This is a genomic window from Alistipes sp. An66 (assembly GCF_002161445.1).
GTDB classification, from domain to species: domain Bacteria; phylum Bacteroidota; class Bacteroidia; order Bacteroidales; family Rikenellaceae; genus Alistipes; species Alistipes cottocaccae.
Genome location: NZ_NFHT01000002.1, coordinates 244,210 through 270,380 on the forward strand (window position 1 = coordinate 244,210; position 26,171 = coordinate 270,380).

At 62.8% G+C, this 26,171-nt stretch carries 19 protein-coding genes; 11 read left to right on the plus strand and 8 right to left on the minus strand.

The window, feature by feature from the left end; genetic code table 11:
* Positions 1 to 2 precede the first annotated feature (2 nt).
* From B5G16_RS02805 to trmB, 6 genes are all read left to right on the plus strand, one after another.
* Entirely contained in the window at positions 3 to 506 is a 504-nt protein-coding gene (locus B5G16_RS02805; protein ID WP_087260857.1) for a metallophosphoesterase family protein, read from the plus strand.
* 100 nt (positions 507 to 606) lie between these two features.
* Positions 607 to 3,057, plus strand: coding sequence for an ATP-dependent Clp protease ATP-binding subunit (locus B5G16_RS02810; protein WP_087260859.1), 2,451 nt, complete (start codon positions 607 to 609; stop codon positions 3,055 to 3,057).
* A gap of 124 nt (positions 3,058 to 3,181) precedes the next feature.
* Positions 3,182 to 4,543, plus strand: coding sequence for an MATE family efflux transporter (locus B5G16_RS02815; RefSeq protein WP_087260861.1), 1,362 nt, complete (start codon positions 3,182 to 3,184; stop codon positions 4,541 to 4,543).
* 36 nt (positions 4,544 to 4,579) lie between these two features.
* Positions 4,580 to 6,238 carry a PSP1 domain-containing protein gene (locus B5G16_RS02820; protein ID WP_087260862.1) on the plus strand — a complete coding sequence of 553 codons (1,659 nt, stop codon included), beginning with the start codon at positions 4,580 to 4,582 and terminating at the stop codon, positions 6,236 to 6,238.
* 3 nt (positions 6,239 to 6,241) lie between these two features.
* The gene (locus B5G16_RS02825; RefSeq protein ID WP_239405935.1) at positions 6,242 to 6,685 is read left to right on the plus strand and encodes a hypothetical protein; all 444 of its coding nucleotides are present in this window, start codon (positions 6,242 to 6,244) and stop codon (positions 6,683 to 6,685) included.
* 87 nt (positions 6,686 to 6,772) lie between these two features.
* Positions 6,773 to 7,525 carry a tRNA (guanosine(46)-N7)-methyltransferase TrmB gene (trmB, locus tag B5G16_RS02830; protein ID WP_087260864.1) on the plus strand — a complete coding sequence of 251 codons (753 nt, stop codon included), beginning with the start codon at positions 6,773 to 6,775 and terminating at the stop codon, positions 7,523 to 7,525.
* Positions 7,526 to 7,562: 37 nt separating this feature from the next.
* Here trmB and B5G16_RS02835 read toward each other — a convergent pair whose 3' ends face one another.
* Positions 7,563 to 8,660 carry an alkaline phosphatase gene (locus B5G16_RS02835; RefSeq protein WP_087260866.1) on the minus strand — a complete coding sequence of 366 codons (1,098 nt, stop codon included), beginning with the start codon at positions 8,658 to 8,660 and terminating at the stop codon, positions 7,563 to 7,565.
* Positions 8,661 to 8,767: 107 nt separating this feature from the next.
* On the opposite strand from B5G16_RS02835, the gene ung reads away from it, so the two are divergent.
* Entirely contained in the window at positions 8,768 to 9,430 is a 663-nt protein-coding gene (ung, locus tag B5G16_RS02840) for a uracil-DNA glycosylase (RefSeq protein WP_087260868.1), read from the plus strand.
* 186 nt (positions 9,431 to 9,616) lie between these two features.
* On the opposite strand, the gene B5G16_RS02845 is transcribed toward ung, so the two are convergent.
* From B5G16_RS02845 to B5G16_RS02875, 7 genes are all read right to left on the minus strand, one after another.
* The gene (locus B5G16_RS02845; RefSeq protein WP_087260869.1) at positions 9,617 to 10,477 is read right to left on the minus strand and encodes a sigma-70 family RNA polymerase sigma factor; all 861 of its coding nucleotides are present in this window, start codon (positions 10,475 to 10,477) and stop codon (positions 9,617 to 9,619) included.
* 57 nt (positions 10,478 to 10,534) lie between these two features.
* Positions 10,535 to 12,013 (minus strand): Do family serine endopeptidase, encoded by a 1,479-nt coding sequence (locus B5G16_RS02850; protein ID WP_087260871.1) that lies wholly within the window; start codon positions 12,011 to 12,013, stop codon positions 10,535 to 10,537.
* 167 nt (positions 12,014 to 12,180) lie between these two features.
* Positions 12,181 to 13,485, minus strand: coding sequence for a methionine adenosyltransferase (metK, locus tag B5G16_RS02855; protein WP_087260873.1), 1,305 nt, complete (start codon positions 13,483 to 13,485; stop codon positions 12,181 to 12,183).
* A gap of 290 nt (positions 13,486 to 13,775) precedes the next feature.
* The gene (locus tag B5G16_RS02860) at positions 13,776 to 15,809 is read right to left on the minus strand and encodes a transketolase family protein (RefSeq protein WP_087260875.1); all 2,034 of its coding nucleotides are present in this window, start codon (positions 15,807 to 15,809) and stop codon (positions 13,776 to 13,778) included.
* Between the two features lie 119 nt (positions 15,810 to 15,928).
* Positions 15,929 to 17,209 (minus strand): ATP-dependent Clp protease ATP-binding subunit ClpX, encoded by a 1,281-nt coding sequence (clpX, locus tag B5G16_RS02865; protein ID WP_087260877.1) that lies wholly within the window; start codon positions 17,207 to 17,209, stop codon positions 15,929 to 15,931.
* A gap of 6 nt (positions 17,210 to 17,215) precedes the next feature.
* Positions 17,216 to 17,884 (minus strand): ATP-dependent Clp endopeptidase proteolytic subunit ClpP, encoded by a 669-nt coding sequence (gene clpP / locus B5G16_RS02870; protein WP_087260879.1) that lies wholly within the window; start codon positions 17,882 to 17,884, stop codon positions 17,216 to 17,218.
* A 167-nt stretch (positions 17,885 to 18,051) separates the two neighbouring features.
* Entirely contained in the window at positions 18,052 to 19,377 is a 1,326-nt protein-coding gene (locus B5G16_RS02875; protein ID WP_087260881.1) for a trigger factor, read from the minus strand.
* 162 nt (positions 19,378 to 19,539) lie between these two features.
* Between B5G16_RS02875 and B5G16_RS02880 the strand changes: the two genes are divergently transcribed.
* From B5G16_RS02880 to B5G16_RS02895, 4 genes are all read left to right on the plus strand, one after another.
* Positions 19,540 to 20,358, plus strand: a complete 819-nt coding sequence (locus B5G16_RS02880) for a glutaminyl-peptide cyclotransferase (protein WP_087260883.1) — start codon at positions 19,540 to 19,542, stop codon at positions 20,356 to 20,358.
* The gene (gene metH / locus B5G16_RS02885) at positions 20,355 to 23,987 is read left to right on the plus strand and encodes a methionine synthase (protein ID WP_087260885.1); all 3,633 of its coding nucleotides are present in this window, start codon (positions 20,355 to 20,357) and stop codon (positions 23,985 to 23,987) included. Before B5G16_RS02880 ends, metH begins: the two co-directional genes overlap by 4 nt.
* A 17-nt stretch (positions 23,988 to 24,004) precedes the next feature.
* Positions 24,005 to 24,961 carry a methylenetetrahydrofolate reductase gene (locus B5G16_RS02890; RefSeq protein WP_087260887.1) on the plus strand — a complete coding sequence of 319 codons (957 nt, stop codon included), beginning with the start codon at positions 24,005 to 24,007 and terminating at the stop codon, positions 24,959 to 24,961.
* 86 nt (positions 24,962 to 25,047) lie between these two features.
* The gene (locus B5G16_RS02895) at positions 25,048 to 26,160 is read left to right on the plus strand and encodes a M20 family metallopeptidase (protein ID WP_087260889.1); all 1,113 of its coding nucleotides are present in this window, start codon (positions 25,048 to 25,050) and stop codon (positions 26,158 to 26,160) included.
* Positions 26,161 to 26,171: the final 11 nt, after the last annotated feature.

Below are 26,171 nucleotides of genomic sequence, written 5' to 3' on the forward strand. Positions count from 1 at the left end.
TCATGAAAAAAATAGGCATCATCTCCGACACGCACGGATGCTTCGACGAGCGGCTCCGCGAATTCCTCAAAGAGGTCGACGAAATCTGGCACGCCGGAGACATCGGCTCGCTCGAACTGGCCGACCGCATCGCCGCCTTCAAACCCCTGCGCGCCGTATGCGGGAATATCGACGGCGGCATGACCCGGCGGGTTTACCCGCCCTTCCTCTCGTTCGAGTGCGAAGGCGTGCGGGTGCTGATGACCCACATCGGCGGCTATCCCCGCCGCTACGACCCCCGCGCCGTGCAGCAGATTCAGACGCTGCATCCGAAGCTCTTCATCTCGGGCCATTCGCACATCCTCAAAGTAATGTACGACCCCGTCTACGAACTGCTGGCCGTCAACCCGGGGGCGGCCGGCGAATACGGATTCCACAAGGTCCGCACCGCCATCCGGATGGTCTTCGACCGGGGCGGAATGCACGACATGGAGGTCGGCGAATGGCCCCGGCAGTCAGTCGGATAGGCCCTCCGCAGGGCGGCAGCCCGAAAAGTAAACAATAAAGGCCGCATAATAACCGGAAGCGTCCGTCCGTTAGTAGGGCGAATTCTAACGACGACGCAACATGCAACTGAAAATCTCAAAGACGCTGGAGGGCATCATCGCCCGGGCGGCATTCAACACCACCAAGGCGGGAGTGACGCATTCGTTCAAGGATTTCCTCACGCTCGAACTCCTCCGCGAGGAGGGGTCGCTCGCCTACCAACTTCTTTCCGCACGGCTGCAAGACTGGGAACTCTACCAGGTAAGGCTGCGCATCGAACGCGAGATGACCGACCTTCGGCAGCCCGAAACCCGCACGCCCGAGGAATTCTACCGGATGTTCACCGACGAACTCCTCGCCTCGACACGCAACGCGAGAAGCGTATCGACGGCCCATGCCCTGCAAACGATCGCCGAGGACCGCTCGACGGCCACGGCCCGCGTGCTGGAAATGTACGGCGTAAACGCCGAGACGATCGGCCAGGACCTCCAAAAATTCGCCTTCGGAGACGACCTCCGCACCGAAATCCCCATCGGGCACCGGCTCGACTTCCACGAGGAGAACAAACCCGCGGAGAAAGAACATATCCTCGACAAATTCGGCGTCAACCTCACCCGGCTGGCCCGCGAAGGACGCATCGACCCCGTCGTGGGGCGTGACGCCGAAATCGAGCGCGTCGTGCAGATCCTCTCGCGCCGCAAGAAGAACAACCCGATGCTCATCGGCGAGGCCGGGGTCGGCAAGAGCGCCATCGTCGAAGGCCTCGCCCTGCGCATCGCCCGCGGAGAGGTACCCTACACCATCGCCGACAAACGCCTCTTCGCCCTCGACATCTCGGCGCTCGTGGCCGGAACGAAGTTCCGCGGCGAATTCGAGGAGCGCATGCAGCAGCTCCTCGACGAACTGCGCCGCGACCGGGACACGATCCTCTTCATCGACGAGATCCACACCATCGTCGGCGCCGGCGCCACCCAGGGAAGCCTCGACACGGCAAACATCCTCAAACCGGCACTGGCCCGCGGCGAACTCCAAACCATCGGCGCCACGACGCTCGACGAATACCGCACGAACATCGAAAGCGATGCGGCGCTCGAACGGCGCTTCCAGAAGGTGACGGTCGAGCCCACGACCCCCGAACAGACGCTCCGCATCCTGCACAACATCGCGCCCCACTACGAGCGCCACCACCGGGTCCGCTACACGGAAGCGGCGCTCGAAGCCTGCGTGACGCTCACACAGCGCTACATCACCGACCGCTGCTTCCCCGACAAGGCGATCGACGTACTGGACGAGGCCGGTTCGCGGGCGCACCTCCGCACGGCCTGCGAACCCGAAGAGCTGCGCGCCTTGCAGACGGAACTGCACGAAATCCGCCGCGAACGATGCCAAGCCGTCGAAGCGGCCGTCTACGAAAAGGCCGCTTCGGCACGGATGCGCGAGATCGCCCTGCGGTCGAAGCTCGACGAGAGCCGCGCCGAATGGCAGCGCTCGCTCGAAGACAACCCTGCGGAGATCACCGAAGAGCAGATCCGCGAGGTCATCACCTCGATGACCGGAATCCCGGCCGAACGGCTCTCGGACGGCGAGGCCAAGCGGCTGAAAACACTCTCCGACCACCTCGCACGCCGCGTCGTGGGGCAGCACGAAGCCGTGGAGCGCGTGTCGCGCACGATCCTCCGCGCACGATCCGGATTGAAGGACGAGAACCGTCCGATCGGCGTCTTTCTCTTCGTCGGGCCCACGGGCGTCGGCAAGACCCTGCTGGCCAGGGAGATTTCGAAATGGCTCTTCGACGAACGCCGCGGAATGATCCGCATCGACATGAGCGAATACGCCGAAAAGCACAACGTCGCCCGGCTGATCGGATCGCCCCCAGGCTATGTCGGCTACGGCGAGGGCGGGCAGCTGACCGAAGCCGTGCGGCGGCAACCCTACGCCGTGGTGCTCTTCGACGAGATCGAAAAGGCCCATCCCGAGGTCTTCAACACACTGTTGCAGCTCTTCGACGAGGGGCGCCTGACCGACGGCGCCGGGCGGACGGTCGACTTCCGCAACACGATTCTCATCATGACCTCGAACGTCGGGTCGCGCGAGGCCGCACAGCGCTCCGTGCAGGTCGGATACAGCACCCCCTCGAAGGAGGCCGGAATCGAAACCGCCCCGCAGTCCGAATACCGCAAGGCGTTGGAGCGGACCTTCGCCCCGGAGTTCCTCAACCGCATCGACGACATCGTGCTGTTCCGCGTGCTGGAAATCGCCGACGTCGAACGCATCGTCGAGTTGGAGTTGCAGGGGCTGCTCGGACGCACGAAGCGCCTCGGCTACCGTCTCCGGATCACCGGAGGCGCCAAACGCCGTCTGGCAGCCATGGGCTACGAGGCGCGCTACGGCGTACGGTCGCTCAAACGGACACTCACGGAACAGGTCGAGGAGCCGCTCTCGGCGCTGATCGTCAACGGCGAGCTGGACGAGGGCGGCACGGTCATCGTCGAATCCGGGAAGGGTTCCGGCATCCGGCTCCGCGTGGCCTGACACCGGCGGGAACGCCCCGGCCGACAACGCCCGAGAAAGAGGGAGGGTCTTTTTGAAAAGATCCTCCCTTTGTTTCGTTTCCGGAGAAGATTTTCGTACCTTTGCGGGCCATAAAAGAGAGCCTATGTACCATTTCTCGACATACAGGGAGCAATACAAGCAGAACCTGCGACTGGCGCTGCCCGTCGTACTCACCCAGCTGGGGCAGATCCTCACACAGCTGGCCGACAACCTCATGGTCGGACAATACGGAGGCAACGACCCACTGCCGCTGGCCGCCACGTCATTCGGCGGCACGGTCTTCTTCATCCTCTTCATCGCCTCGATCGGCCTGGCCCTCGGCATGACGCCCCTCATCGGCGAACTCTATGCGCAGGGCGACCGCGAAAAATCCGCCGGACTGCTGCAAAACGGAATCCTCTTCTACGGCCTGCTCGGCGTGGTCATGTCCGCCGTGCAATATGCCGTCATCCCGCTCATGTACCACCTCAACCAACCCGCCGAGGTGGTCGACGCCGCCATCCCCTACTACAAGATGCTCGTGTACAGCATGCCCGCCGTCATGCTCTTCTTCGCCTTCAAGCAGTTCCTCGAAGGCGTCGGAAACACCCGGGCCGAAATGTACGCCACGATCATCGCCAACGGCGCAAACATCGTCTTCAACTGGATCTTCATCTACGGACGCTGGGGAATACCCGAAATGGGCGCCGAAGGAGCCGGTCTCGGCACGCTCCTCGCCCGCGTGATCGGCATGATCGTCATCATCGGATACTTCCTCTCGCGCAGCCGCTACCGCCTCTACCTGAAAAGCTTCTCGCCGGCGAAGTTCTCCCGGGCCGATGTCCGGCAGCTGCTCCACATGGGAGGCCCGATCTCGTTGCAGATGTTCCTCGAAGCCTCGGCCTTCGTCGGTACGAGCATCATGATGGGCTGGTTCGGGACCGGCGTCACCATCAGCGCCAACCAGATCGCCATGACGATCGGAAACTGCGCCTTCATGATCGTCATGTCCATCGGCGCCGCCACCACGATCCGCATATCCCACTGTTACGGCGCACGCAACATCGGCGAGCTCTCGCTGGCCGCCAGAGCCTCGTACCACCTCGTGCTGGCCTGGAACGCCTTCGCCGCGCTGGTCTTCATCACCCTGCGGCACTTCATCCCCACGCTCTTCACCTCCAACGCCGAGGTCATCGCCATCGCCTCGCAGCTGCTGGCCTTCGCCGCCCTCTACCAGCTCTCGGACGGCATTCAGAACGTCTCGGTCGGTATCCTGCGCGGCATTCAGGACGTACGGATCATCATGCCCATCGCCCTGGTCTCCTACTGGCTGCTGAACCTCCCCGTCGGGTATCTCCTCGGATTCTCGCTCGGGATGGGACCCTCGGGACTCTACGTCGGCTTCTCGTTCGGGCTCTCGTGCGCCGCCCTGCTGATGATTCTGCGCATCCGGCGAAGCGTCCGACGACTTCACGCAAGGAAATAAAAAAATTTTCGTATCTTTACGCAAATTATACCCGAAATGGAGATCGAAAAACAACATAACGGCGACTGCAAACCCCAGGTGGGGCGCGGATGCGCCTTCTGCAACGGCGGAGCGGAACCCGAAGCCATGCTCTGCGAAGGGTGTTTCAAGCTCCACGAAACCCCCTGGCTCGACGAATTCCCCGTCAACGAACCCTCGGACATCGTCGAGGTGCGGTTCAAGAACACCCGGCGCTCGTTCTATCAGAATGTCAATCACCTCGACCTCAAACGCGGCGATATCGTCGCCGTCGAGGCCGCGCCCGGACACGACATCGGAATCGTCTCGCTGACCGGCGACCTCGTCGCCCGCCAGATGCGGCGCACGGGATTCAACCCCTACAACGGCGAATTCAAGAAGATCTACCGCAAGGCCAAACCTTACGACATCGAACGCTGGCAGGAGGCCATCGCCCTCGAACACGAAACGATGATCGCCGCACGCCAGATCGCCGCAGACATGGGCCTCAACATGAAAATCGGCGACGTCGAGTATCAGGGCGACAAGATCAAGGCCATCTTCTACTACATCGCCGACGAGCGTGTCGACTTCCGCGAGCTGATCAAGGTCTTCGCCGAGCGGTTCCACATCCGCATCGAGATGAAGCAGATCGGCGCCCGGCAGGAGGCCGGACGCATCGGCGGACTCGGCGCCTGCGGCCGCGAGCTGTGCTGCGCCTCGTGGATGTCGAGCTTTTCGAGCGTCACCACAGGCGCCGCCCGCGTGCAGGACATCTCGCTCAACCCCCAGAAGCTCGCCGGGCAGTGCTCGAAGCTCAAATGCTGCATGATGTACGAGTACGACACCTATGTCGACGCCCGCAAGGAGTTCCCGCGGCTGCGCGAGCCGTTGCAGACCGTCGACGGGGAGTGGTTCCTGGTCAAGAGCGACGTGCTCGCCGGGACGATGACCTTCTCGTCGTCGAAAGAGACGATGGCCAATGTCACGACGCTTCCCGTCTCGCGCGTGAAGGAGATCCTCGCGCTGAACCGGCAGGGCAAGAAGGTCGAGCAGTTGCAGCACGAGGACGACATCCGTCCAGCGGTCGAGGAGCCGACCTACCGTTCCGAAGAGGACAGCATCACGCGCTTCGACCAGGCCAAGCGCCGCAAGCGCGGAGGCAAGAACCGCAACCGCAACAACGGCGGACAGAACGCCCAGAATGCGCAGAACAACAACGGAGCACAGAACAACGGAGCACAGAATGCGCAGAACGGGGCGTCCCGGGGACAGCAGGGTGCTTCGGAGAACGGCGGGCAGCCGTCCCGGGAGTCCGGATCCGAGAATCCGCAGCGCCGCAACCAGCGGAGCCGCAACAACGGCGGGCAGAACGGACAGAACGGACAGAACAGCGGTGCACAGAACGGACAGAACGGGCGGTCCGAAAACGGGAAGCGCAACAACCGGGAATCCCGGGAGAACGGGAACCGGGAGACGCGTCCGGAGAACGGATCCGGACAGGAACCGCAAGAGAACGCCGGGAACGGCAGCAACCGCGAAGGGGGTAACCGCGAGGGAGGCAACCGCAACCGTCGCAACCGCCGCCGCAACAACAACGGCGGACAGAACGGCGGACAGAACGGTGCGCCCCGCGACGGCGGCCGCTCCGACAACCGGAACAACGGCGGGGAGGGAAATACGCCCCGGAACGAATAGACGGTGAAACGGCGCTTCGGACATATCCTGCTTGCAGGAGGAGTGCTTCTGGCCGCAGCCGGCGGGTGCGGATCCCCCTATCAGACCTCGGCCGTGGATGTCAACTCCCGGCGGTGGGAAGGGCCGGCCGGGATTCGGGTGGAGAATGCCGATACCGCGACGCTGCGCGATGCGGCAATCTTCCTGCGCTACAACGACCGTTTCGCGGAAGATACGCTCACGGTCCGCATCACCACGCTGTCGCCCGATTCGCTGCGCTTCGAGGAGGTGTTCCTGCTCGCCATCGTCCGGACGGATACGCCGGCGGCGTTGCAGCACGAAACCCTCATCCCCTACCGCCGGCGGATCCGGCTGCTCCGGAACGGAGAATACCGCATTTTCATCACCCCCGTGCGTCCCGTCCGGGGTGTGGAGGCCGTCGGGATCCGGCTGGCAAAGAGCTACTGACGGAGAGCCGACAACCACAAATCAACGACATCGCGGACTCCGAACCGGAATCCGCCCATCGTAAAAACGACCATCAGCCGAACAGACATGGGAAAAGACAAATTACGCCGCTTCCGCGAAAACCTGACGTTCGAATGCTTCGTACAACCCGAATTCGAGGAGGTTTTCCGACAGGACCACCCGTTGAAGGGGCACTGGAACGCCGATTTCTTCCACAACGACCACCCCATCGTGCTCGAACTCGGGTGCGGAAAGGGCGAATACACCGTGGCGCTGGCCGAGCGCGACCCCGACCGCAACTACATCGGCATCGACATCAAGGGGGCACGCATGTGGCGCGGCGCCAAGACCGCAACGGAACGCGGCATGAAGAACGTCGGATTCCTCCGCACACGGATCGAGTTCATCAACGGACTCTTCGCCGAAAGCGAGGTCGCGGAGCTGTGGATCACCTTCCCCGACCCGCAGCTCAAAACCCGCCGGGCCAAGAAACGCCTCACGGCGCCGCTCTTCCTCGAACGCTACGCCCGGCTGCTGCGCCCCGACGGAGCCATCAACCTCAAAACCGATTCGAAACACCTCTATGCCTACACGAACGAGGTGATCCGGCGGTTCGGACTTCCGTGCGAGGTTTCCGAGGCGGACATCTACGGTTCGGGCCATGCCGACGAGGTGCTTTCGGTGAAGACCGCCTACGAGGAGCGCTTCCTCGGGATGGGGCTCCCGATCACCTACACCCGCTTCCGGCTCGACGGACGCCGCGACTTCCCCTGGTTCGACTGGGAGGAGGACGAAAAACTCGAAAAGGACGACGAAGAGGCCAGAAAGGCCGGGCATTAAGCCCGGCCTTTTCGTTTTGCAGCACGCCCGGAAAGGGTCACTCCACGCCGAGGAGTGTCATGATCCGCCGCGCCAGCTCCGTATTCTCCATTACCCCGCCGATGCGGTCGGCACCCGTACCGTACAAGTAAACGGGCAGCATCGTCGCCGTATGGCTCGTGGTGGAGAAGTGGTATTGCAGTCCGTTCTCGCCGAGGGTAAAATCCGTCTTGTTGGCCGAAATGGCCAGTCCGCCCGTCTCGTGATCCCCGGTCACGACGACCAGCGTCCCCGGCGTGCGGTCCGCAAAGTCCATCGCCGCGGCAACCGCCCGTTCGAAATCCCGCATCTCGTCCAGCGTCCAGCCGGCATCCCCCGCATGGAGCGCATAGTCGATCAGCGATCCCTCGACCAGCAGCAGGAACCCCTGCGGGCGTCCGGCACTCGCCGCATCGAGGAGTTCCAGGGCCCGTTCGGTGGCGCGGGGCAGGAAATCCCCGCGTTCGGATGCCTTCGGGAGATGCTTCTCCGCGACGGCACACAGCACCTTTTCCCGTCCGACGGAGTGAGTCTGCGCGAGGTCGTCCGTCACGAAGTAACCCCGCCGGACAAAGGCATCGAACCACGTCCCGCCGTCGTCGCAAGGCTCCGCCAGCCATCGCCGCCCGCCGCCGATCAGCACGTCGATGTCCGCGGCGGCCAGCTGCCGCGTGATCGCCGGCATGTCACCCCGATCTCCGACATGGGCGTAGAAGGCCCCCGGCGTCGCATGCTGGAGGGCGCTCGTCACCACGATGCCCGTCGCCAGACCTTTGGCCGCAGCCCGTGCCATCGACGATTCGAGCGGAACACCCGACGGATCGACCCCCAGCGTTCCGTTGTCGGTCTTGCAGCCCGTCGCCAGCGCCGTCGCCGCCGCCGCGGAGTCCGTGACCCGGTTGTTCGCCGAGCGGGTCACGAGCAGCGCAACCTGCTGCGCCCGGTCGAAGGCCGTCGGGGCGTAGTCGTTCCCGATCTGCAACATCGAAACCTGCGCAAGGCCCATGCCGTCGCCGATCATCAGAACAAGATTCCGAACGGGTTCCGGATTCGGATTCGGGTGCGCCGTGCCCGTCAGCAGGAGGCACAGCACGAGTGTCAGCCATTTGCCATTCATGGTTCTGTCGAAGATTTGTCGGGTAAAAATAGGAAAAACGTCCCGGAAAGTCAAACTTTTTGCTACCTTTATCCTATCATACAATCCGTTTTTAATACCCTTGCAACATGGATGTAAAGATCGCTGCCGACTGGAAGGAGATTCTCGCCCCGGAGTTCGAAAAACCCTACTTCGCACAACTCACGGAGTTCGTGCGGCAGGAGTACGCCACCCGCCGCATCTTCCCGCGCGGAAGCAATATCTTCCGGGCCTTCGACAAATGTCCGTTCGAGGAGTTGAAGGTCGTCATCATCGGGCAGGACCCCTATCACGGACCCGGGCAGGCCAACGGGCTCTGCTTCTCGGTGGGCGACGGCGTGCCCTTCCCGCCCTCGTTGCAGAACATCTTCAAGGAGGTCCACGACGACACCGGGACCCCGATTCCCGCCAGCGGGAACCTCGACCGCTGGGCCGAGCAGGGTGTGCTGCTGCTGAACGCCGTGCTGACGGTCCGGGCCCACGAGGCCGCCTCGCACGCCGGGCGCGGCTGGGAGACCTTCACCGATGCCGTCGTGCGGGCCATTGCCGAGCGCCGGCAGGGGATCGTCTACATGCTCTGGGGCAGTTACGCCCAAAAGAAGGGGGCCATCGCCGACCCGCAGCGCAACCTCATTCTGAAAGCCGTGCACCCCTCGCCGCTCTCGGTCTACCGCGGCTTCTTCGGCTGCCGCCACTTCTCGCGCGCCAACGAATACCTCGTCAGTCAGGGCAAGGCGCCGATCGTCTGGTAGCGGGCCGGTGCGGCGACAATTCCGGAACGGCGACGGCTCGGAACAGCCCCGCAGCGATCCCGCAATGTCCGCAGGCAGAGCGGCGCCGCGGCCTCTCCGCCACAGCAGGTTCCGTCCGACACCGACACAAAAAAACCGGAGGTTTTTGGAAACCTCCGATTTTTCATATTCCACACGGGGCAACGACTACCCCAGATAGGATTTCAGCAGCTTCGAGCGCGACGAGTGGCGCAGGCGGCGGATCGCCTTCTCCTTGATCTGGCGGACCCGTTCGCGCGTGAGGTCGAACTTCTCGCCGATCTCTTCGAGCGTCATCTCCGAGCAGCCGATGCCGAAGAAGTACTTGATGATGTCGCGTTCGCGTTCGGTCAGGGTCTCCAACGCCCGATCGACCTCCGTCGAGAGGGATTCGTTGATCAGCCCGCGGTCGGCGTTCGGCGAATCGGGGTTCACCAGCACGTCGAGCAGCGAGTTGTCCTCGCCGTCGGCAAACGGGGCGTCCACCGAGACATGCCGTCCGGCGACCCGCAGCGTATCGGTTACCTTCTCCTTCGGGAGTTCCAACTCCGTAGCCAGCTCCTCGGGCGACGGCGTACGTTCGTGCTCCTGTTCGAAGCGCGCGAACGCCTTGTTGATCTTGTTGAGCGAGCCCACCTGGTTCAACGGCAGGCGCACGATGCGCGACTGCTCGGCAAGGGCTTGCAGAATCGACTGCCGGATCCACCACACCGCGTAGGAGATGAACTTGAATCCGCGCGTTTCGTCGAACTTCTCGGCGGCCTTGATCAGGCCGAGGTTGCCTTCATTGATCAGGTCCGGGAGGCTCAATCCCTGGTTCTGGTATTGCTTGGCCACGGAAACCACGAACCGGAGGTTCGCTTTCGTAAGTTTTTCGAGGGCTTCCTGGTCGCCTTTCTTGATCCGTTGGGCGAGTTCCACCTCCTCCTCAACCGTGATGAGCTCCTCCTTGCCGATCTCTTGCAGATACTTGTCCAGCGAGGCGCTTTCGCGGTTGGTGATGGACTTCGTAATTTTTAACTGACGCATATTAACTTAACTATCCTGAAAATGTCACTCCGTGGAACCCGCCTGCGGACAAGGCAACTACTCGACGAGCATGTAGCTTGCCGAGCGGCCGTTCGGATATACGCCGTCGATCGAACGGACCTTCTCGGTCATGCGCTGCATCTCATTGAGCGAATAGACCGGGCGGTCGTTGATGTGCGTAATCACAAATCCCTGCTTGACGCGGGCCCGGGCCAGAATTCCGTCGGCCTTGATGCCGACCACCTGTACACCGCCCTTGATCTCGAGCTCACGGCACAGTTTGGTTCCCGCATCGGCGAACTTCCCGCCGAGGGCCTCGACCACGTCGACGTCCTCTTTGGTCATCAATTCCGTTTTACCAGCCTTATTACGCAAAGTAACCTCAAATTGTTTCACCTCGCCGTCCCTTTTTACCGATAATTTGACCGTATCGTTGGGTCGGTGGCGGGCGATCTGCTCCTGCAAGGTCGACGGTTCGGTGATCTTCACGCCGTCGATGGCCAGAATCACGTCGCCCTTGCGGATCCCCGCCTCCGAAGCGGCTCCGCCTTCGACCACGCTCGCCACGTAGGCTCCGCCCAGATCCTTGATGCCCAAATCCTTGCCCTCGGCATCGAGAAAATCCTGATCCACCACGCGGAACTGGATGCCCAGCAGGGCACGCTGCACGACGCCGAACTCTTTCAGGTCGACCACCACCTTGCGCACGATCGTCTCCGGAATGGCGAACGAATAACCCACATAGCTGCCCGTCTGCGACTTGATGAGCGTGTTGATGCCGACCAACTCCCCGTGCGTGTTGACCAGCGCACCGCCCGAGTTGCCGGGGTTCACCGCCGCGTCGGTCTGGATGAACGACTCGATGCGGAAATCATTCGGGATGGCGCCCAGCTGACGCGCCTTCGCGCTCACGATACCGGCCGTGATGGTCGATTGCAGATCGAACGGCGAGCCGATCGCCAGCACCCACTCGCCCAGACGCAGGGCGTCCGACGACCCGAAGGGCAGCGTCGGGAGATCCTTCGCCTCGACCTTCAACAGCGCAAGATCCGTCGCCGAATCCGTGCCGATGAGTTTGGCATCGAACGTCCGGCCGTCGTTGAGTTTCACTTTGAGTTTCGAGGCGCCGTCGACGACGTGGTTGTTCGTCACGATGTAGCCGTCCTCCGAGATGATGACACCCGAACCGCCGGCCCGCTGCTCGCGGTACTGCGGACGCCCGTCACCGTAGCCGTAATCCTGCGGAATGCCGAAGAATTCCAGAAACGGATCGTATCCGCGGCGCGGCATCTCCACCTGCTGGATCGCCTCGATGTTCACCACGGCCTTCACCGCATTTTCGGCGGCATAGGTCAGGTCGGGATATTGTTCGTTCTGGTACGACGTGAAATGGTTGCCCAGCGCGGGGGTACGCTCCACCTCGCGCTCGACATAGGCGACCTCGGTCCCGCGGTTTCCGACCACGGTCCAGGCCGTGAGCCCTCCGGTTACGGCCGCCAGGGCTGCAAAGCCCAAAAATAAAAATGCCTTTTTCATAACTTTAAGAGTTTAGTGCTTGTTCATGAGAGGCTGTTTTCCTGCATAGGCATTGTTTCAAATTTCCTTTGTGGGACAAACGGGCGGAATCGTCCGGTTAGTATGTCCGATTCGTACAAAAAAATCGGGGCGCCCCTTCGGGCACCCCGACATACGAACGGAGTCCGTCACAGTCCGAACTCCCGGCGGATCTCCTCCACGGCGTCGAGCTTCTCCCAGCCGAAGAACTCGATCTCGCGCTCCACCTCGCGGCCGTTCTCCCGGACCTTCTCCACCTTCGTGTAGGGGCGGTTGCCGAAATGTCCGTAGGAGGCCGTGGCCTCGAAAATCGGGTTTTTCAACCCGAAGCGTTTCACGATGGCCGCAGGTCGCAGGTCGAAGAGTTTGCCGATGCGGCGGGCGATCTCGCCGTCGGTCATCCCTTCGAGCGCCTTCGGGCGCGGCGAACGGTAGGTGTCGACGTAGATCGACAGCGGCTGGGCGATGCCGATGGCGTAGCTCAACTCCACGAGCACCTGCTCGGCGACACCCGCCGCCACGAGGTTCTTGGCAATGTGACGCGCGGCATAGGCGGCCGAACGGTCCACCTTCGAGGAGTCCTTGCCCGAGAAAGCGCCGCCGCCGTGCGCACCGCGCCCGCCGTAGGTGTCGACGATGATCTTGCGGCCCGTGAGCCCCGTATCGCCGTGAGGACCGCCGATGACAAACTTGCCCGTGGGGTTCACGTGCAGGATATAGTCGTCGCCGATCAACTCCGCCAGCTTGTCCCCGGCCCGTTCCAGACGCGCCTTCACGCGCGGAATGAGGATCGTGCGCACGTCCTCGCGGATGCGCTCCTGCATCTGCCGCTCGGCCTCCTTCTCACTGACGCCCTCACCCGGACGGATAAACTCGTCGTGCTGCGTCGAGACGACGATCGTGTGCACGCGCAGCGGACGGTTCGTCTGCTCGTCGTACTCGATCGTCACCTGCGACTTCGAATCCGGGCGCAGGTAGGTCATCACCTTCCCTTCGCGGCGGATGACGGCCAACTCTTTCAGAATGACGTGCGAAAGGATCAGCGTCGCCGGCATCATCTCGCGCGTCTCGTTGCAGGCGTATCCGAACATGATGCCCTGGTCGCCGGCACCCTGCTCCTCCTCCTGCTCGCGGACGACGCCCTGGTTGATGTCCGGGGACTGCTCGTGGATGGCCGAAAGGATGCCGCACGAGTTGCAGTCGAACTGGTATTCGCTCTTCGTATAGCCGATGCGCTCGATCACGCGCCGGGCCACGCCCTGCACGTCGACATAGGCCTCCGAACGCACTTCGCCCGCAACGACCACGAGTCCCGTGGTGCAGAGCGTCTCGCAGGCGACTTTCGAATTGGCGTCGTGGCGCAGGAATTCGTCGAGAATGGCGTCGGAAATCTGATCCGAGACCTTATCGGGGTGCCCTTCGGACACCGACTCCGATGTAAACAAAAAACCCATTTTGATCCGTTTTTTGAGGTTAAACGTATAAAATGGGAAAAATTGGCTGTTGAGAAATAAAAAACGTGCTGTTTTAGCGATTTTTTATTGTGGTTTGCAATCAGTCAAATCTTTCCACATTTCCCCGCTTGACAGACGGGATCGCAAAGATAGCGAGTTTTCGCGGACTGGCAAGCGAATTGTCCGGGTTTTTGCAAAAAAATCGTACGCCGGCCCTTCCTACCTATGTATATAAAAGGGGGAGGGGCGATCTTCGGTCGTCCCTCCCCTTCGTTTCGCGGGTCCGGAGATTACCGGCCCAGCATCTTCTTCACCTCGGCGGCAACCGTCGCACCGTTATAGCCGAACTTCTCGTCCAGCACCTTGTACGGAGCCGAATAGCCGAAGTGGTCGAGTCCGTGGATCATGCCCTGCTCGCCGACAAGCCCCAGCAGGTTCACCGGAAGCCCCGACGTCATGCCGTAACGCGGCAGTCCGGCCGGCAGCACCGACTCCTGATACGACTTGGGCTGGTCGCGGAACACCCCCTCGCTCGGGACGCTCACCACACGCACGGCAATGCCTTCGGCCGCCAGCAGTTCGGCACCTTCGACCAGCGTCGAGACCTCCGAACCCGAAGCGATCAGCACCGCAGCCGGCTTCGCGGCATCCATCACCACGTAACCGCCTTTCGCAATCTGTGCGGCCTCCTCGCGGCGGCTGGCTCCCAGCGTCGGCAGGTTTTTGATATTTTGACGCGACAGAACCAGGGCCACGGGACGGTGCTCCTCGACGGCCAGTTTCCAGGCCATGACCGTCTCCTCGGCATCCGCCGGACGCAGCACGACCATCGATCGCTCGCCGTGGTGGTTCCGCAAGTGTTCCATCAGGCGGATCTGCGCCTCGTGCTCCACGGGCTGGTGCGTCGGACCGTCCTCGCCCACACGGAACGAGTCGTGCGTCCAGACGTAAACCACGTGCAGGCGCATCAGCGCCGAAAGACGAACCGCCGGCTTCATGTAGTCCGAGAAGACGAAGAACGTCCCGCAAACCGGAATCACACCGCCGTGCAGCGCCATGCCGTTCATCACGCAGGCCATCGTCAGCTCCGAAACCCCCGCCTGGAAGAATTTTCCCGAAAAGTCTCCTTTCGTGAAGGCCTTGGTCTTCTTCAAAAATCCGTCGGTCTTGTCCGAGTTCGAAAGGTCGGCCGACGCCACGATCATGTTCTCGATCTTCTCGGCATAGACCCCCAGCACCGAAGCCGAAGCCGCCCGCGTCGCCACGTCGGCCTTCACCTCGATCTGCTTGTAGTCGATCTCCGGCAGCTTGCCCGAAAGGAACGAGTCGAGCTTGATCGCCAGCTCCTTGTGTTCGCTGCGCCACGACTTCTCGACGGCAGCCTGCTTCGCAGCCCACTCCTTCAACGCCTCGCGACGCGCGGCAAAGACCTCGCGGCTCTCCTCGAAGAGCGCAAACGGATGCTCCGGATCGCCGCCCAGATTCCGCACCGTGGCCGCAAAGTCGGCTCCGGCGGACGTCAGCGGCTGTCCGTGCGTCGAGACCTTATCCTCGAAGCTCCCGCCGTCGGGGCCCTTGGCACCCTTGCCCATGATCGTACGCCCGATGATGAGCGTCGGGCGCTCCGTCTCGCTCTCGGCGGCAACCAGCGCCTCGCGGATCTCGTTGATGTTGTGTCCGTCGATCGACAGCACGTTCCAACCCCACGCCTCGTACTTCATGGCGACGTTTTCCGTGTCGACCTCATCGACTTTCGTCGAAAGCTGGATGTTGTTCGCATCGTAGAACATCACCAGGTTCGACAACCCGAGGTGGCCGGCGATGCGGCCCACGCCCTGCGAGATCTCCTCCTCGACGGCGCCGTCCGAAATGTAGGCGTAGGTCCGGTGAGCCATCCACTCGCCGAAGCGCGCCACCATGAAACGCTCGGCAATCGCGGCGCCGAGGGCCATGGCATGTCCCTGACCCAGCGGGCCCGACGTATTCTCCACCCCGCGCATCACGTCGACTTCGGGGTGACCCGGCGTCACGCTGCCCCACTGCCGCAGCGATTGCAGATCCTCGGTCGTATAGTGCCCCGCCAGCGAAAGCGTCGCATACAACATCGGCGACATGTGGCCCGGATCGAGGAAGAACCGGTCCCGAAACGGATAATCCATCCGGTCGGGGTCGTAACGCAGGAACTCGGCAAAGAGCACCGTGATGAAATCCGCGCCGCCCATCGCACCGCCCGGATGCCCCGATTTGGCCTTTTCCACCATCGCCGCCGACAGAATGCGGACATTGTCGGCCACGCGCGTAAGTTTTGAATTCGTTGTAGACATAGAGTTAGTATTTTTAACAGGTTTCTCGATATTCCAAATCCCGGTTCATCGTCCCGCGCATGCCGACCGGGAGCCGTCCGGATACGCAGCAAAGATAACAAAAAGCAAACAAAAGAAAACTATCCGACTTGTTTTAACTCCAAAATCTTTGCTTTTTCTATCTTTTTACGCGCATAATCCAGCGTCACGGTGAACTGATGCGTATCCGTCGACGGCAACTCGAACATCGTGTCCATCATGATCGCCTCGCAGATCGAACGCAACCCCCGCGCCCCGAGCTTGAACTCCACGGCCTTGTCGACGATGTAGTCCAGCACGTCGTCGTCGAAGGCGAGCTTCACGCCGTCGAGCTCGAACAGCCGGACATACTGCTTGATGATCGCGTTGCGCGGTTCCGTCAGGATCGAACGCAGCGCCTCGCGCCCCAGCGGCTGCATGTAGGTCAGCACCGGGAGGCGTCCCACCAGCTCCGGAATCAGTCCGAAGGATTTGAGGTCCTGCGGCGTGACGTACTGCATGAGGTTCGAGCGGTCGATCGGGTCGGCGTTGATCCGCCCGTAGCCCATCGCCCGCGTGTTGAGCCGCTGGGCGATCTTCTTCTCGATGCCGTCGAACGCTCCGCCGCAGATGAAGAGGATGTTGCGCGTGTCGACCTGGATGAACTTCTGCTCGGGGTGCTTGCGCCCGCCCTGCGGCGGTACGTTCACCACCGTTCCTTCGAGGATCTTCAACAGCGCCTGCTGGACTCCCTCGCCCGAGACGTCGCGCGTGATCGACGGGTTGTCGCCCTTGCGCGCGATCTTGTCGATCTCGTCGATGAAGACGATGCCCCGCTGGGCCTGCTCCACGTCGTAGTCCGCCACCTGCAACAGCCGCGAGAGGATGCTCTCGACATCCTCGCCCACGTAACCCGCCTCGGTCAGCACCGTGGCGTCGACGATCGTGAAGGGCACTTTCAGCAGCTTGGCGATCGTGCGGGCCATCAGCGTCTTGCCCGTGCCGGTGGGTCCCACGAGCACGATGTTCGACTTGTCGAGCTCCACGTCGTTCTCCTTCGGCGCGTAAAGCAGCCGCTTGTAGTGGTTGTAGACCGCCACCGACATGTAGCGCTTCGCGGCGTCCTGCCCGATGACGTACTGGTCGAGGAACTCCTTGATCTGGGCCGGTTTGAGCAGCTCCTCCTTTTTCAGAGGCGCAACTGCGGAGCGGCGGGATTTCCCGTCAGCCGCCACGTCGTTGTCCACCAGAATGCGGTAGCCGTTCTCGATGCACTTGTTGCAGATGTTCGCGCCGTCCACGCCCTGGAACATGATCTCCACCTCCGAACGCTTCGCTCCGCAAAACGAACAGCTGTCTCCGCCGTTCCTGTTGTTCGTATGGTTGTTTCGGTTTTGTGTCATAAGATTTTACTTCTCTCGTTTGGACAGCACCTCATCGATGAGCCCGTACTCTTTGGCCTCGCGCGCCGACAGCCAGTAGTCGCGGTCGGCATCCTTCTCGATCTTGCGGACCGACACGCCCGAATGCGCCGAGAGGATCTCATAGAGTTCCCGTTTGGTCTTCATGATCTCGCGCGCCGTGATCTCGATGTCGGAGGCCTGGCCCTGCGCCCCGCCCAGCGGCTGGTGGATCATCACCCGCGAATGGGGCAGCGCCGCGCGCTTGCCCTTCGCCCCCGCGGTGAGGAGCACGGCACCCATCGAAGCCGCCAGACCCGTACAGATCGTCGCCACGTCGGGCGCCACGAGCTGCATCGTGTCGTAGATGCCCAGTCCGGCCGATACCGAACCGCCGGGCGAGTTGATGTAGATCTGGATGTCCTTCTCGGGGTCGACCGATTCGAGGAAGAGCAGCTGCGCCTGGATGATGTTGGCCGCGTCGTCGTAGATCGGAGCCCCGAGGAAGATGATGCGGTCCATCATCAAGCGCGAGAAGACATCCATCGTCGCCACGTTCAGCTGGCGCTCCTCGATGATCGTCGGCGACACGTAGGCCGCGCTCACCGACTGGAAGTCATGCAGTTTCAGCGAACTGACCCCGCAATGTTTCCGTGCGTATTTTTCGAATTCTGACATATTTTCCCTGTATCTTTGCATTCTCTCCGGAATCCGGGCTTCCCGACTTCCCTTTCCGCTCACCGGGGCCGCCGGACTCCGCACCGAGTGCGTTTCCCATGCACAAAAGAAGGACTTTGCAAACATCACGCCTGCAAAGTCCAAAGATAATCAAAAATCGGCGAATCTTAAAGCTCCTTCGCCAATTTGGCGAAATCATCTGCGGAAACGGCTTTTTCCGTCACCTTGATCTTCGATTTCACATCCTCCACGACCTTCACCTCGTAGAGCTTCTCGTAGATCTTCTGGCCCTGCTCCTTGTCGGAGAGGATCTTCCCGGCATAGCCGGCCAGCATCTCGTCCGGAGCCGACGGCATGCCGTACTGCGCGAACTGCGCGGCGGCCAGCGCCTTGGCCTCGGCCTCGGCCTCCTCCTTCGTCACGGTGAGGTTGTCGGCCTTGATGAAGTGCTTTTGGAGGTAGTTCCAGGTGAACATTTTCAGGAACTGGTCGAAGTCCTTCCCGATCTCCTCCATCGTGAACTTGCCCTCGTTGATCGTGTAGAGCCAGCGTTTGAGGAAGGCCTCGGGCATTTTCAGATCCGCCTTCTTCACGAGGTAGTCGCGCAGTTGCAGCGTGAAGAGGTAGTCGCTCTCACGGCGCAGCTCGGCGGCGATCTGCTCGTCGATCAGCTTGTCGAACCCGGCCTCGTCCGTGACGTTGCCCTGCGGGAAGGCCATCTTGAAGAACTCCTCGTTCAGCTCCGGCTCGGCGAACTTGCGGATCTTGGTGATCTCCATCTCGAACTCCGGATTGATGCCTTCCAGCTCGTTCTCCTTGACTTGCAGGCAGGCGGCGCGCTGGGCCGGGTTCTTGTAGAGCTCGTTGATGTTCACGTGCATCTTGTCGCCGACCTTCTTGCCCAGGAAGGGCTTGCGCTCCTCCTCCGACATCGAGATCAGACCCACGTAGGCGTCGGCCACGTTCATGTCGCCGTTGTCGAGCGTCACGGTCAGCGCCTCGTCCGAGGTCACCTCCGCGGCGTCCACCAGACGTCCGTAGCGGCGCAGGTAGTTCGAGCGGTAGTCGTCGTGCATCTTCTTGTCGACCTTGATCTTGTGGTAGGTCAGCTTGTCCTTCTCCGAGAGATCGAGGTTGATGGCCGGAGCCTCGCCGATCTCGAAGACGAACTCGAACTCGGTGTTGTTCTCGAAGTCGAAGGCCCCCTGCTCCTCGGCCGGAATCACGTCGCCCAGGTAGTCGATGCCCTCCTTTTGGAGGTATTCGAAGACGGAGTTCGAAGCCGTGCGGTAGGACTGCTCGGCCACGACGCCCTTGCCGTACATCTTGCGGATGATGCCCATCGGGACCATGCCGGGGCGGAAGCCCGGGATGTTGGCCTTGCGGCGGTACTCGCGCAGGGACTTTTCGACCTCCTGACCGTAATCATCCGGACCGACGGTCACGCGGATCAGCGAGTTGTTCTCGCCGTGCTGTTCTCTTACGATGTTCATAATGAATGTGTTATATCTGTTTTCTTACGTTTTTCCGTGCGGAATCGGGAGGCAAAGATACGAAATTATTCCCATCCCGGCAACAGAAACTCCCATAATATAAAGGAAATTATGATTTGTGGTTTGCTTTTCGTAACTTTGCGGAATATATTCTTTCGAACGATGAAAGCTGCAACGATACTCCTGCTGACGGCCGTGCTGTTCCAGGCCTGCGGAAACACCCCCGCCCGCACCCGGAAAAACAGCGCGGAGAGCACCGCTGCGTCCGTACAGGCGGAACCCCGACAATACACCTACCGCGTGAAGACCGTCCACCCCCACTCGACGAAGGCCTATACGCAGGGGCTGCTCTGGCACGACGGCCGGCTCTGGGAGAGTACCGGGCAGCACGGCGAATCGGTCGTCCAGACCCTCGACCTCGAAACCGGACGCACCCGCGAACTGGCCCGCCTGCCCCGCTCGGAGTTCGGCGAGGGGATCGCCATCCTCGGCGACGAGCTCTTCCAGCTCACCTGGCAGTCGAACACCGCCCACGTCTACCGCATCCGCGACGGAAAACTCGAAAAGACCCGCGACCACCGCTACACCGGCGAGGGCTGGGGACTCACGACCGACGGGCGGAAACTCTACATGAGCGACGGCTCGGCCAACCTCTACACGGTGGACCCGGCGACGTTCCGCCGCGAGAAGCGCGTGACGGTCACCTGGCGGGGCGAGGCGGTGCCCTACCTCAACGAACTGGAATGGATCGACGGCCGCATCTGGGCCAACGTCTACACGACCGACCAGCTCGTCATCATCGACCCGGCGACGGGCCGCGTCGAGGGGATCGTGGACCTCACGGGGCTGCTGCCCGCCGGGGAGTACACGTCGACGACCGACGTGCTGAACGGAATCGCCTGGGACGCCGAAGGCCGGCGCCTCTTCGTCACGGGCAAGAATTGGAGCAAACTGTTTGAAATAGAGATCATCGAACAATGATACCCGCAGATACGAAAAACGATACGCTGCACGCCCTGCTCGCGCGCCGCATCCTGCTGCTCGACGGCGGATTCGGGACCATGGTCCAGGGCTACGGATTGCAGGAGGAGCAGTACCGCGGCGAGCGCTTCCGCTCGTGGGACGTACAGCTCAAAGGGTGCAACGACCTGCTGGTGCTGACCCGTCCCGAGGTGGTGCGCGAAATCCACGAGAAATACTTGCAGGCCGGGGCCGACATCATCGAAACCGACTCGTTCAACGCCAACGCCGTGTCGCTGGCCGACTACCGGCTCGAAGCCCTTGCCTACGAGATGTCGCGGGCCGCGGCCGAGGTGGCCCGCGAGGCGGCCGACGCCTTCACGGCGCGCAACCCGCAGAAACCCCGCTTCGTCGCCGGATCGATGGGCCCCACGAACCGCACGGCCTCGATGTCGGCCGACGTCGCGAACCCCGCGGCCCGCGAGGTGACCTTCCGCCAGCTGGTCGACGCCTACACGGAGCAGGCCCGCGGCCTGATGGACGGCGGCGCGGACATCCTGCTCGTCGAGACGGTCTTCGACACGCTCAACGCCAAGGCCGCGCTCTACGCCATCGACCGGCTCTGCGAGGAGCGCGGGCGGCGGATTCCCGTCATGGTCTCGGGAACGCTGGCCGACGCCAGCGGCCGCACCCTCTCGGGGCAGACCGTCGAGGCCTTCGCCGCGTCGGTCTCCCACGCACGGCTGCTGTCGGTCGGTCTGAACTGCGCCTACGGCGCCCGGCAGCTGATGCCCTACCTCGAACGGCTGGCCGCCGTGGCCGAAACCCGCATCTCGGCCCACCCGAACGCCGGACTGCCCAACGTCATGGGCGGTTACGACGAAACCCCCGAAATGTTCGCCGAGGATGTCGGCGAGTACATGCGCCGCGGGTTGGTGAACATCGTCGGCGGATGCTGCGGAACGACCCCCGCGCACATCTTCGAACTGGCGAAGATCGTCGACCGTTACACGCCGCGCCCGCTGCCCGAGCCGCGCCACGTCACCACGTTGAGCGGCCTGGAACCGCTGCGGGTGGTCCCCGAGGCCAACTTCATCAACATCGGCGAGCGCACGAACGTCGCCGGGTCGGCGAAGTTCGCCCGGTTGATCCGCGAAGGCAACTACGAGGAGGCACTCTCGGTGGCCCGCGCGCAGGTCGAGGCCGGGGCGCAGATCGTCGACGTCTGCATGGACGACGGCATGATCGACGGCGTCGAGGCCATGCGCACGTTCCTCAACCTGATGGCCTCGGAACCCGAAATCGCCCGCGTGCCGGTGATGATCGACTCCTCGAAGTGGGAGGTGCTTCAAGCGGGGCTCGAAGTCGTGCAGGGCAAGTCGGTGGTCAACTCCATCTCGCTGAAAGAGGGCGAAGCGGAGTTCCTGCGCCGGGCTGCGGAGATCCACCGTTACGGAGCCGCCGCCGTGGTGATGCTCTTCGACGAACGCGGCCAGGCCGACACCTTCGAGCGCAAGGTCGAAGTCGCCGAACGCGCCTACAAGCTCCTGACCGGCAGCGGATTCCCGGCCGAGGATATCGTCTTCGACCCCAATGTGCTGGCCGTCGCCACGGGAATCCCCGAACACGACGGATACGCCAAAGCCTTCATCGACGCCACGCGCTGGATCCGGGAGCACCTGCCCCATGCGAAGGTCTCGGGCGGCGTCTCGAACCTCTCGTTCGCCTTCCGCGGCAACAACGCCGTGCGCGAGGCCATGCACTCGGCGTTCCTCTACCACGCGATCCGCGCCGGCATGGACATGGGGATCGTCAATCCCCAGATGCTGCGCGTGTACAGCGAGATCGAACCCGAACTGCTCGAACGGGTCGAGGACGTGATCCTCTGCCGTCGGGCGGATGCCGCCGAACGCCTCACGGAGTATGCCCACGAGGTGCAGCAGACCGCCCAGGCCCAGCCGCAGGCCCCCGATGCCTGGCGCAGCGGGCCGCTCGAAGAGCGCATCGGATACGCCATGCTCAAAGGCATCGCCGACCACATCGAGGAGGACGCCCTCGAAGGCTACCGCACGCTCGGCAGCCCGATGGAGGTGATCGACCGCCTGCTGATGCCCGCCATGGAGCGCGTCGGCGTATTGTTCGGCGAGGGCAAGATGTTCCTCCCGCAGGTCGTAAAGACCGCCCGCGTGATGAAACGCGCCGTGGCGGTGCTGACCCCCTACATCGAACAGGGAGCCGCAACGTCGGCCCATTCGGCCGGGAAGGTCGTGATCGCAACGGTCAAGGGCGACGTCCACGACATCGGCAAGAATATCGTCGCGGTGGTCATGGCCTGCAACGGGTACGAGATCCGCGACCTGGGCGTGATGGTCGAATCGGAACGCATCGTCGACGAAGCCGTGGCCTGGGGCGCGCAGGCGATCTGTTTGAGCGGACTGATCACGCCGTCGCTCGACGAAATGGCCCACGTCTGCGAGGAGTTGGAACGCCGCGGCCTGCGCATCCCGGTGATCATCGGCGGCGCCACGACCTCCGAACTCCACACCGCCGTGAAGATCGCCCCGGCCTGCTCCGGCGTGGTGGTCCACTCGCCCAATGCCAGCCGCAACACCCAGATCCTCGCCCGCCTGCTGGGCGACGACGCCGAGGCCTACGTCGCCGAGGTGAAACAGAAGCAGGCCGCACTGCGCGAGGAGTATGCCCGGAAACTCCGCGAACGCGACCTCATCCCGATCGTCGAGGTCCGCAAGGCCCGCCGCGGGGCACCGGCACACCAGCCCGTCAAGCCGCTCCACCCGGGGCGCATGGTCTTCCCCGACTTCGACATCGCCGATGCCGAACCCTTCATCGACTGGAACTTCTTCTTCCCGGCCTGGGGGTTGAAGGGCCGTTATCCGGAGATCCTCGACCATCCCGAAAAGGGCGCCGAGGCCCGCAAGCTCTTCGACGATGCGCAGGCCCTGCTGGCACGGATCCGCGACCGGCGGCTGCTGACCCTGCAAGGCGTCGTGGGGATCTTCCCCGCACGTGCCGAAAAGGACGACATCGTCGTAACCGACGCCAAAGGGCGCGAAAAGCGCTTCCCGATGCTCCGCAACCAGACCCGCGGCGAGGAGAACCGCTCGCTCGCCGACTGGATCGCCCCGAAGGGCGACTGGATCGGATGCTTCGCCCTGACGGCCGGAATCGGACTGAAAAAACTCGAAGAGCAGTTCCGCAGCGAGGGCGACGACTATTCGGCGATCCTCGCCAAACTGCTGGCAGACCGCCTTACCGAGGCCTTCGCCGAGGCCGTGCACACCTTCGTGCGGCGCCAGATGTGGGGCTACGAGACCGAAGGAGCGCTCGACATCCCGCGCATCATCCGCGGCGACTACCGCGGACGCCGCATGGCCTTCGGCTACCCCGCGTCGCCCGACCACTCGCTCAAACGCGAGGTCTTCGACCTGCTGGCCGTCGAGGCCACCACAGGCATGCGCCTGACCGAAAACTGGATGATCGACCCCGGCGAAGCGCTGTGCGGACTGATGTTCGCCGATGCCGAGTACTTCTCCGTCGGGACGATCGACACCAAGCAGCTGCTCGACTACGCCCGCCGCCGCGGTCTGGACGCCGAGCAGATCAAGAAACTCATTCCCAACAACATCTGACCCCGAATACCCCGAACATGAATGTAGTCGATATTATCCACGAGGCGATCGCCTCGAAACGAACCCGCTTCGCCTTCGAGCTCCTCCCGCCGCTCAAAGGCGACGGAAGCCAGAAGATCTTCGCCGCCATCGAGCCGCTGATGCCCTATGATCCGGCCTACATCAACATCACGTTCCACCGCGAGGGGATCAAGGAGACCGTGCGCGAGGACGGCAGCGTCGACTGGCACGTCGTCCGCCGACGCCCCGGAACGGTCGGCATCTCGGCCGCCATCCAGCAACGCTACGGCGTGGAGGTCGTGCCCCATCTGATCTGCGGAGGGCTCTCGAAATACGACATCGAGGACACGCTCATCGACATGGACTTCCTCGGGCTGCACAACGTCCTGGCCCTGCGCGGCGACAAGTCGCAGAACGAACGCCGCTTCATGCCCCATCCCCAGGGGCACGCCCACGCCGTGGACCTCGTGCGGCAGATCGACGGCATGAACCACGGACGCTTCATCGACGGAGAGGTCGAGGAGTGCCACCACTCGAAGTTCTCGATCGGCGTGGCCGGATACCCCGAAGTCCACTTCGAGGCCCGCGACATCACCTCCGACATCGCACACCTCAAAGCCAAGATCGATGCCGGAGCCGAATATGTCATCACGCAGATGTTCTTCGACAACCGCAAGTATTTCGACTTCGTGCGCCGCTGCCGCGAGGCCGGAATCACCGTACCGATCATCCCGGGGCTGAAACCCCTCTCGACGCTCCGCCACCTGGAGGTGCTGCCCGAAACGTTCAGCGTCGAGATCCCCGAAGAGCTCGTCCGCGAAGCGAAGGCCCATCCCGAAAGCGTCAAGCAGATCGGAACCGAATGGACCATCGCCCAGAGCCGCGAACTCATGGCCGCCGGAGTCCCCGTGCTGCACTACTACACGATGAGCCGCACGACCAACATCCAGAAGATCGTCTCGACGCTCTTCTGACACAACCATACCCGCGGATCCGGTCCCGTAACCGCGTCCGGTCCCCGCAACCGTTTTTTCAGATCCTCATGGAAAGTGAAAGAGAAATGACCCCCGTCGAATTCCGACGGCACCTGCACGCCCATCCCGAACTCTCGTTCCGGGAATATGCGACAGCCGCCTTCATCGAAGCGCAGCTCGACCGGATCGGAATCGAACACCGCCGGATCGCCGAAACCGGCGTACTGGCAACCCTCCGGGGAACGAAAACCTCCGAAAAAGAGAACCGCGCCGTCGTCCTGCGCGCCGATATCGACGCCCTGCCCATCACCGAGGCCACCGGCTGCGCGTGGGAATCGCAGAACCCCGGCGTCATGCACGCCTGCGGCCACGACATGCACGCCGCCGTGTTATACGGTGTCTTGCAACAGTTGGCGGCCGACCCTGCGTTCCGCGGCACGGTCCTCGGACTGTTCCAGCCCGGCGAGGAGTGCAATCCCGGCGGAGCGTCGCTCGTGCTGGCCGAAAAGCCCTTCGAAGGGTATGACGTCCGCGCCGTCATCGGCGAGCACGTCGAAGCGCAGCTGGAAGTCGGGACCCTCGGGTTCCGCGCCGGAAAGTACATGGCCGCCAGCGACGAAATCCGCTTCCGCGTCCACGGAACCGGCGGGCACGGAGCCATGCGCCGGCTGCTCAAAGACCCCGTGGCGGCCGGAGCCGAACTCCTGACCCGGATGATCGCCCTCAACGGCGAGGAGTGCGTCCTCTCGATCGGGCGTGTCGAGGCCGCCGGAGCCACCAACATCGTCCCCGACGAGGTCTACATGGAGGGTACGCTGCGCACCTTCGACGAACAGGAGCGCGGCATCATCCACCGCCGCATCGGAAACATCGCCGCCGAGATCGACTCCCGGTACGGCGTCTCGACACACGTCGACATCAACCACGGCTACCCGTGCGTGGTAAACGACGAGATGCTCGTCAAACGCGCCGTGGCTCTTGCCAAAGCCGAAGGACGCAAGGTCGAAATGCTCCCGCTGCGCACCACGGCCGAGGATTTCGGATTCTACTGCCGGCAGTACCCCGCGATCTTTTACCGCCTCGGCGTCGGTATCGCCGCCGGACGCTCCCACACGGCGACCTTCGCACCCGACGAACAGGCCATCGACGTCGGCATCGGCTTCATGCACAGCCTGGCCCTCCAGATTCTGGACAAATAAAACAATCCGAT